Annotated in this window: 4 protein-coding genes; all 4 read right to left on the reverse strand. The window is 76.0% G+C overall.

Translation table 11 applies throughout. The features are described from left to right. Positions 1-1196 (reverse strand): DEAD/DEAH box helicase (locus F8279_RS27925; protein WP_151501534.1); only part of this gene is annotated, 1196 nt, incomplete at its 3' end. 177 nt (positions 1197-1373) lie between these two features. Further along, positions 1374-1577, reverse strand: coding sequence for a cold-shock protein (locus F8279_RS27930; RefSeq protein ID WP_013288421.1), 204 nt, complete (start codon positions 1575-1577; stop codon positions 1374-1376). 204 nt (positions 1578-1781) lie between these two features. After that, entirely contained in the window at positions 1782-5186 is a 3405-nt protein-coding gene (locus F8279_RS27935) for an ATP-dependent helicase (protein ID WP_151501535.1), read from the reverse strand. Further along, complete coding sequence (locus F8279_RS27940; protein WP_225853440.1) at positions 5183-8674, reverse strand: ATP-dependent DNA helicase; 3492 nt, start codon at positions 8672-8674, stop codon at positions 5183-5185. Before F8279_RS27940 ends, F8279_RS27935 begins: the two co-directional genes overlap by 4 nt. Between the last annotated feature and the right edge of the window lie 26 nt (positions 8675-8700).

Genomic DNA, 8700 nt, shown 5'->3' on the forward strand with positions numbered 1-8700 from the left:
GGCGCGGTGATGGTCACCGGGACGCCGGACGGCTCCCGGGCGCCGGTGAGCCGGCTCAGCTCACCGTCGCCGGGGCGTACCCGCGTGGTCTTGGGGTTGATGCCCGCGGTGCTCATCAGCCGGGCGACGTCGCGGCGCTGCTCCGGCAGGACGAGGGTGACCACTGTGCCCGACTCGCCGGCCCGCGCGGTCCGGCCACCCCGGTGCAGGTAGTCCTTGGCCTCGGCGGGCGGGTCGGCGTTGACCACCAGGTCCAGCCCGTCGACGTGGATGCCCCGGGCCGCCACGTCGGTGGCCACCAGCGCGGTGACCTGGCCGGTGCGGAACTGCTCCAGGATGCGGGTGCGCTGCGGCTGCGACTTACCGCCGTGCAGCGCCGCGGCGCGTACGCCCTTGGCGAGCAACTGCCGGGCCACCCGGTCGGCGCGGTGCTTGGTGGCGATGAAGACGATGGTGCGGCCCTCGCGGGCGGCGATGTGGGCCAGCGCGGCCTGCTTGTCGTCCGCCTCAAGGTGCAGCACGTGGTGCGTCATCGCGGTGACGGTGGCGGTGCCCGGGTCGACGGAGTGCGTCACCGGGTCGGCCAGGAAGCGGCGGACCAGCCGGTCCACGCCACGGTCCAGGGTGGCCGAGAAGAGCATCCGCTGACCACCGGGGGCGACCTGCTCCAGCAGCTTCGTCACCTGCGGCAGGAAGCCCATGTCGGCCATCTGGTCGGCCTCGTCCAGCACGGTGATGGTCACCTGGTCCAGCCGGGCGTCCCCGCGGTCGATCAGGTCGTGCAGCCGGCCCGGCGTGGCCACCAGCACCTCGGCGCCGGCGCGCAGCGCGGCCGCCTGGCGGGTCAGCGAGAGCCCGCCGACCACTGTCGCGCAGCGCAACCCGAGGGCGGCGGCGTACGGGACGAGCGCGGCGGTGACCTGCGCGGCCAGTTCCCGGGTGGGTACGAGCACCAGCGCGAGCGGGCGGCCCGGGCGGGCCCGGCGGCCGGCCGTACGGTGCAGCAGCGGCAGCCCGAACGCGAGCGTCTTGCCGGAGCCGGTACGGCCCCGGCCGAGCACGTCGCGGCCGGCCAGCGAGTCCGGGATCGTGGCCGTCTGGATCGGGAACGGCGCGGCGATGCCCTGCGCGGCCAGCTCGGAGATGAGCGCCGGAGCCAGGCCGGTGGCGGCGAACGTGGGCAGGGTCGTGGTCATGCGAAAAGCCTTCCTCGAGGCGGCACGTGTCGAGGAAGGGCGCCGGAAGACGGCGCGTCACCGGCGTCACCGGTGGTCACAAGCACGAACCGAAGGGACGGGCCGGCCCAGCAGAGGCGGGCCGGCCCGTGCACCGCGCCCGAGAGGGCGCGGTGGTGGTGCCGGTTGATCCGAAGATCAGAGCGGGCGGATGTTCTCCGCCTGCGGGCCCTTCTGGCCCTGGGTCACCTCGAACTCGACCCGCTGGTTCTCGTCCAGGCTCCGGTAGCCGGAGGTCTGGATCGCCGAGAAGTGGGCGAAGACGTCGGCGCCGCCGTCGTCCGGGGTGATGAAGCCAAAGCCCTTGTCAGCGTTGAACCACTTGACGGTGCCAATTGCCATGTGTTTCGTCTCCTTGACGGAACGGTCGGCCCGCACGTGTTGCGGGCCGGAGAGGAGCACCCCGCGCGTGGAATACGCGGCGTGCCTGTCGCTGCTGGTCGCCCCGCCCGGAGAACTCCGGACACAACAAAGAGCGCCTGGGGCCACAATCCGCCAGGCGCACACAGAGTCTCTGGAAACCAAAACTGCAACCCGTTCAACGTATCACGGATTCGTGCGCCGCGGGAGATCCCCCGGGATTTCCGGCACGGCGGCCACCAAGGCGGCCAGCCCTTCCGCGTCGAGCAGGTCGGCCGGACGAACGTTCGCGGAGTCCCGCACGTAGTGGAACGCGGCGCCGACCCGTTCCACCGGCACCCCGGCCAGCTCCGCCCAGGCCAGCCGGTAGACCGCCAGCTGCACCGCCGCCGCGTCGGCCTCCCGGCCGGCCGGCTGCCGCCCGGTCTTCCAGTCGACCACGTCGTAGCGCCCGCCCGGCCGGGCGAACACGGCGTCCATCCGCCCCCTGATCACCACCCCGGCGATGACGGTGGCGAACGGCACCTCCACCTCCACCGGCACCCGGTCGGCCCACTCGCCGGCCAGGAAGCGCTCCTGCAACTCGACGAGCGCCTCGTCCGGGGCCGCGTCCTCGTCCGCCGCGCCGGGCAACTCGTCCACGTCGAGCAGCCGGTCGGCGCCGAAGCGCTGCTCCAGCCAGGCGTGGAACGCGGTGCCGCGCCGGGCGTACGGGTTCGGTTCGGTCGGCATCGGGCGGCGCAGCGTCCGGGCCAGCGCCTCCGGGTCGCGGCGCAACGCCACGAGCTGGGTCACCGAGAGCTGGCCGGGCAACTCCACCTCGACCGCCTCGGCCTGCCGGGCCAGCTCCGCCCGCTCGGCGAGCAGGAGATCGGCCTCGCGCCGCCAGCGGGCCACCTCGGCGTCCTCAGCCGCTCCGCTGGTGGCGAGCACTGCCGCTTCCCGGCGGGCCGTCTCCGGGTCGGCCAGGTGCCGGCGGACCAGCGCCGCTGCCTCGGTCAGCGCCGGCCGGCGGGCGCCGAGCGGGTCGGCCGGCCACTCGGCCCGCAGCACCGTCTCGGTGGTCGGGTTCACCGCGTCCCCGGCCGGCTCGGGCGTCCACGCGTCCACCACGTGCCCGTCCGCACCCGTCAGGCAGGCGTCGTGCACCTCGCGCAGGAACACCGACGGGCCGCGGAACCGCTTGGTCCCCTCGCCCCACCAGTAGCCGGAGCAGAGCAGCAGCCGGCGGGGACGGGTCACCGCCACGTACGCCAGCCGGCGCTCCTCCCGCTCGTCGTGCGCCCGCCACGCGTCGGTGAACTCGGTCAGTGCCCGGGCCACCCCGCGCTGGTCCTCAGCCTCCGGCAGGGCCAGCTCGGGCAGCCCGTCCGCGTCGCCGCGCAACGGGAACGGCAGCACGCCCAGCCCGCCCAGCCAGTGGTCGGAGTTGCGGACCGGCCCCGGCCAGACGCCCCGGGTCATCCCGGCCACCGCCACCACGTCCCACTCCAGGCCCTTCGCGGCGTGCGCGGTGAGCACCTGCACCGCGCCGGCCACCACCTCGACCTCGCCGGGCGCCAGCCCGCGCTCCTCGTCCTCGGCCGCGGCCAGGTAGGCGAGGAAACCGGCGAGCGTGGCGCCGGGCGTCTCGCCGCTGAACCGGGCCGCCACGTCGCCGAGCGCGTCCAGGTGGGCACGGGCCAGCCCGGCGTCGCCCGCGCCGTCCCGGCCGGCGCGGACCGCCACCTCGACGTCGAGCCCGATGGTCCGCTCGATGTCCGCGATCAGCTCCGGCAGTGACTGGTCGAGCCGGTAGCGCAGAAGCGCCAGCTCCATCCCGTACGAGCGCAGCCGCGCGAAGCCCTCGGCCGAGTACGCCTGCGCCGGCCCCAGGTCGGCGAGCGCCTCGACGAGCGTGGCCTCGTCCAGCGCGTCCACGGTGATCTCCGGGCCCTCGTCGCCGGTCAGCTCCCGGCGCCCGCGGGCGATCGCGCGAGCGCGGCGGTGCAGGGCAACCAGGTCACGCGGCCCGATCCGCCAGCGCGCGCCGGTCAGCAGCCGCAGCAGCGCCGCCCCGTCGGTCGGGTCGGCCAGCACGCGCAGCGTGCACACCACGTCCCGCACCTCCGGGGTGTCCAGCAGCCCGCCCAGGCCGACCACGTCGACCGGCAGCCCGCGGGCGCGCAACGCCGCCTCGATCGCCGGGATCTGGCTGCGCAGCCGCACCAGCACCGCAGTGGTGGGGCGGCGGTCGGCCGGGATGTGCTCGGGCAGCGCACCCGGCATCCCGGCCGCGCCCCGCCAGGCCGCCAGCACGCTGTCCGCGATCCAGTCGGCCTCGTCGGCGTACGTCTCCAGCAGCGCGCAGTGCACGGTGCCGCCGGCCTGCCCGCCCGGCGTGCGGTGCGGGATCGGGTCGCGGACGCTGAGCGCGGCGTGCAGTTCCGGCACCCGCGCGCCGGCCGCCCGCAGCGGCACCGAGAGCGTGTTGGCGACGCCGAGGATCTCCGGCCGGTTGCGCCAGCTCGTGGTCAGGCTGAGCACGTCAGCCGGGCTGCCGTCGGTACGGGCGAACTCGGTGGGGAACCGGTCGAGCGTGCCGGCGCTGGCGCCGCGCCAGCCGTAGATGGACTGGCACGGGTCGCCGACGGCGGTGACCGGGTGGCCGCCACCGAACAGCGCGTTGAGCAGCACCACCTGGGCGTGGCTGGTGTCCTGGTACTCGTCGAGCAGCACCACCCGGAACCGGTCCCGCTCGATCACCCCGACGCCGGGGTGGTCGCGGGCCACCCGGGCCGCGCGGGCGAGCTGGTCGGCGAAGTCCATCGCCTCGAAGTCGTCCTTGCGCCGGGCGTACGCGCGCACCAGCGGCAGCAGCTTCAGCCGGGTCCGCTGGAGCTGGAGCGCCTTGCGGACGTCGGCGTAGACCCGGCCCGGCCGGGACTGCACGTCGGCGAAGAACCGGCCGGTCCAGGCGGCCAGCTCGTCCGGGTCGACCAGGTGCTCGTCCAGCTCACCGGCGAGCGCCAGGACGGCATCGGTGACGGTCGACGGCATCCGGTCCACCTCGGACATGTCGCCGTCGTAGTTGCGCACCAGCAGGTCGACCAGCTGCCAGCGGGACGCCTCGGTGAGCAGCCGGGTGGTCGGCTCGTACCCGGCGCGCAACCCGTGCTCGGTGACGATCCGCCCGGCGTACGAGTGATAGGTCGACACGGTCGGCTCGCCCGCCAGCGGGTCGTCGTGCGGATCCCGCCCCTGCCGGCCGAGCCGCCGGATGAGCTGGTCGAGCCGGGTCCGGACCCGGTGTGCCAGCTCACCTGCCGCCTTGCGGGTGAAGGTAAGGCCGAGGATGTGCTCGGGGCGCACGTAGGAGTTGGCGACCAGCCACATCACCCGCGCCGCCATCGTCTCGGTCTTGCCCGAGCCGGCGCCCGCGACCACCAGAAGCGGCTCCACCGGCGCGGCGATGATCGCGGCCTGTTCCCGGGTGGGCGCGGGCAGCCGCAGCAGCCGGGCCAGCTCGACCGGCGTGTAGCGGGGCCCGGCGTCGGCGGTGCGCGGCGCGGGCGTGGCGGAGGCGCCGAACAGCGCCGGCTGAACGCTCACGAGCCCTCCGGGGGCGGCTCGACCACCTGGCGGCCCTGGCCGGAGACCGGGCAGCTGGTGCGTACCGGGCAGACCCGGCACTTGGAGTTCGCCACCGCGGCGAACGTGGATGCGGCCATCGTGTCGGCGGTACGGCGCACCAGCGCGGTGGCCCACCCCGCCTCCGGCCCCTCCCCCGCCGCGGCCTGGGTCTGCTCCTTGGCGTCCCGCGCGCCGGTGCCGAGCTGCACCAGCGCGGCACCGCCCGGCTCCTCGCCGAACTCGGCGAACCCGCCCGCCTCCACCGCCGCCTGGTACGCGCCGAGCTGCGGATGCTCGGCCACCTCCCGCTCGGTGACCGCCGTCGACTTGCCGGTCTTCAGGTCGATCACCACGAGCCGTCCCTCGGCGTCGACCTCCAGCCGGTCGACGCGGCCGGTCAGCTGGATCGGGCGGGACGGGTCGTCGAGGCGGACCGCGAACTCGTGCTCGATCGCGAGCAGCCGGCGGGGGTTGCCGGCCAGCCAGCGCAGCAGCTTGTCCACCATCGCCTCGGCGCGCTGCCGCTCCGGACCGGCCATCCACCGCGCGGCCAGCTCGATCGCGTCGAACCGGGCCGCCACGTACTCCAGCAACGCCTCCCGGTCGACGCTGGCGTCCTCGGCCAGCATCGCGGCGGCGTGCACCAGGTTGCCGACGCCCTGCGCGGCGCTCGCCGGCCCGCTGCCGCCGTGCCGTTCCAGCAGCCAGCGCAGGCTGCACCGCAACGCGCTCTCCATCGCTGACGGGGTGACCCGCACCGGCTCGCCCTCGTCGACGAGCGGCCGGTCGTCGGAGAGACCGCGCAACCCCCACCAGTCGTCCGGGTGCGCGCCGGGCACCCCGGCGGCGGCCAGCCGCGCCAGCTCCCCCGCCGCCGCGTGCCGCCGGGTGATCGGCGTCGCCGGGTCGGTGACCGCGGTACGCAGCTCCGCCACCAGCGCGGACAGGGTGAGCCCACGCGGCGGCAGGGTGACCGGGAGCGCGGTGGGCGGCCCGTCCTGCGGATGCTCGTCCCCGTGCGGCACCGGCCCGTCAGCGGCTCGCCCGGGCGTGCCCGGACCGGTCGGACGGTTCGGCCCGTTCCCGGTGGGGCCGCTCGGCGCGGGGGCGGTCGGACCGCTCGGCCCGTTCCCGGTGGGGCCGGTCGGAGCCGGGCCGGTTCCGCCGGTGGCGGGTGGGTCGGCGGCGGCCAGCTCGTGCAGGAAGCGGCTCGGCTGCTCCTCGTGGTCGTCCCCGCCGACCGCCGCGGACGCGACAGCGGTGACCAGCAGCCGCCGTCGCGCGCGGCTGATCGCCACGTGGAACAGCCGCCGCTCCTCGTCCAGCAGCGCGGACGTCTGCCCGACCAGGCTGGCCCGCAGCCCGGCCCCGTCGGCGCGACCGGCGAGCACGTCGACGAGCCGCTCCGAGCCGAGCAGGCTGCCGCGCAGGCGCAGGTCCGGCCAGACGCCCTCCTGCACCCCGGCCACCGCGACCAGGTCCCACTCCAGGCCCTTGGCGGCGTGCGCGGTGAGCAGGCGTACCGCGTCGCCCCGGTCGGCGGCGGCGGCGAGCGTGTCGGCGGGCAGCTCCTGCCCGAGGACGTGGTCGAGGAACACCTCGGTACGCGCGCCGGGCAACCGGTCGGTGAACCGGGCCGCCGCGTCGAAGAGGACGAGCACCGCGTCCAGGTCACGGTCGGCGGCCTCGGCCCGCCAGCGCTGGGCGGTCTCGTGCTCGCCGGTGGCCGCCCGTCCCCGGGTGATCGCCCCGGCCCAGCGTTCGGCCAGCCCGCTCTCCCGCCACACGGCCCAGAGCACGTCCTCGACTGTGGCGCCGGGTCGGCCGGCCGTCTCCCGGGCGGTCGCGAGCAGGTGCGCCACGGCCTGCGCGGGTGCCGCCCAGCGACGCTCGATGGTGGCCAGTTCGGCCTGGTCGCGGAGCGCCTCCACCAGCAGCTCGCCGGAGGGACGGCGGTCTCCGCCGGCCAGCGCCAGCGCCCGCAGCCCCTGGCGCAGTCGCCGTTCGGCCAGCGGGTCGGCGCCGCCCAGCGGCGAGTGCAGCAACGCGACCGCCGACTCCTCGTCCAGCCGGTCGGGTTCGAGCGCGCAGCGCAGCAGGAGCAGCAGCGGCGCGACCGCCGGCTGGAGGTGCAGCGGCAGGTCCTCGCCGTGCACGACGGTCGGCACACCGGCTGTGTGCAGCGCGCGCCGCAGCGACGGCAGTTGCCGGCCGGTGGATCGGACCAGCACCGCCATCCGGGACCAGGGCACGCCGTCGAGCAGGTGCGCCTCGCGCAACGCGTGCGCCAGCCACGCCGACTCGCTGGTGGCGGACCGGAACGTCCGTACCTCCACCGATCCGGCCGGCGTGCCGGGAAGCGGGCGTAGCCGCCGGTGCGCCGCCGGACCTCGCAGCCGCCGGGCCAGCCGGGCGGTGGCCGCGAGCAGTTCCGGACCGGCCCGGTACGAGGTGGTCAGCGTGATCTGCGCGGCCGGCGCACCGGAGGCGGTCCGGAAGCGGTGCGGGAACGTGGTGACGCCCGCCGGGTCGGCGCCGCGGAACGCGTACGTGGACGAGTCGGGGTCGGCGAACGCCACCAGGGAACGGCCACCACCGGCCACCACGGCGAGTAGTTCGAGCTGGGCCGGGTCGGTGTCGGCCAGCTCGTCGACGTACACGTGGGCCAGCCGACGGCGCTCGGCGGCGAGCAGCTCGGGATCGTCGAGCAGCATGCCGGTGGCGGCACGCACCAGCTCCGCCGGGTCGTACGCCACCGAGCCCCGGTTGCTCACGTCGCGCAGGGCGAGCACGGCGACGTACTCCCGCAGGAAGCGCGCGGCGGCCGGCCAGTCGGCGCGGCCCAGCTTCTCGCCCAGCCGGGCCAGCTCGACCGGGCCGACGCCACGCTCCGCGGCACGCATCAGCAGGTCGCGGAGCTGCTGGGCGAACGCCCGGGTACGCAGCGCCGGCCGCATGTCCTCCGGCCAGCCGACCGGGTCGTCGCCGGGTTCGTCCCCCACCACGTCGAGCAGCTCACGGATGATCAGATCCTGCTCGGGGCCGGTGAGCAGCCGGGGCGAGGGTTCGCCGCGTTCGGCCGCCGCGCGGCGCAGCAGCCCGAAGGCGTACGCCGGGAACGTGCGCACCAGCGGCTCGCGGACCACGCGGTGTCCGTCCCCGGCGATCCGCGCCTCGATCCGGTGGCGCAGCTCGGTGGCGCCGCGCCGGCCGAAGGTGAGCACGAGGATCCGTTCCGGGTCGACGCCCTCGGCCACGCGGGCGGCGACCGCCTCGACGAGCGTCGTCGTCTTGCCGGTGCCGGGACCACCGACGACGAGCATCGGCCCGTCGGTGTGCGCGACCACCTCCGCCTGCACCGGATCGGCCGGGCGCGGAGTGTTCGTGCCGTCAGCGACATCGGTGTGCGGCGTGGCGGTCCCCGGGTGCGCGGCATCGCCCGCCGACCCCCCGGATCGCGGCTCCACCTCGGCCGGCCCGCCGGGCCGGCCGA

Source organism: Micromonospora sp. AMSO1212t (assembly GCF_008868145.1).
GTDB lineage: Bacteria > Actinomycetota > Actinomycetes > Mycobacteriales > Micromonosporaceae > Micromonospora > Micromonospora tulbaghiae.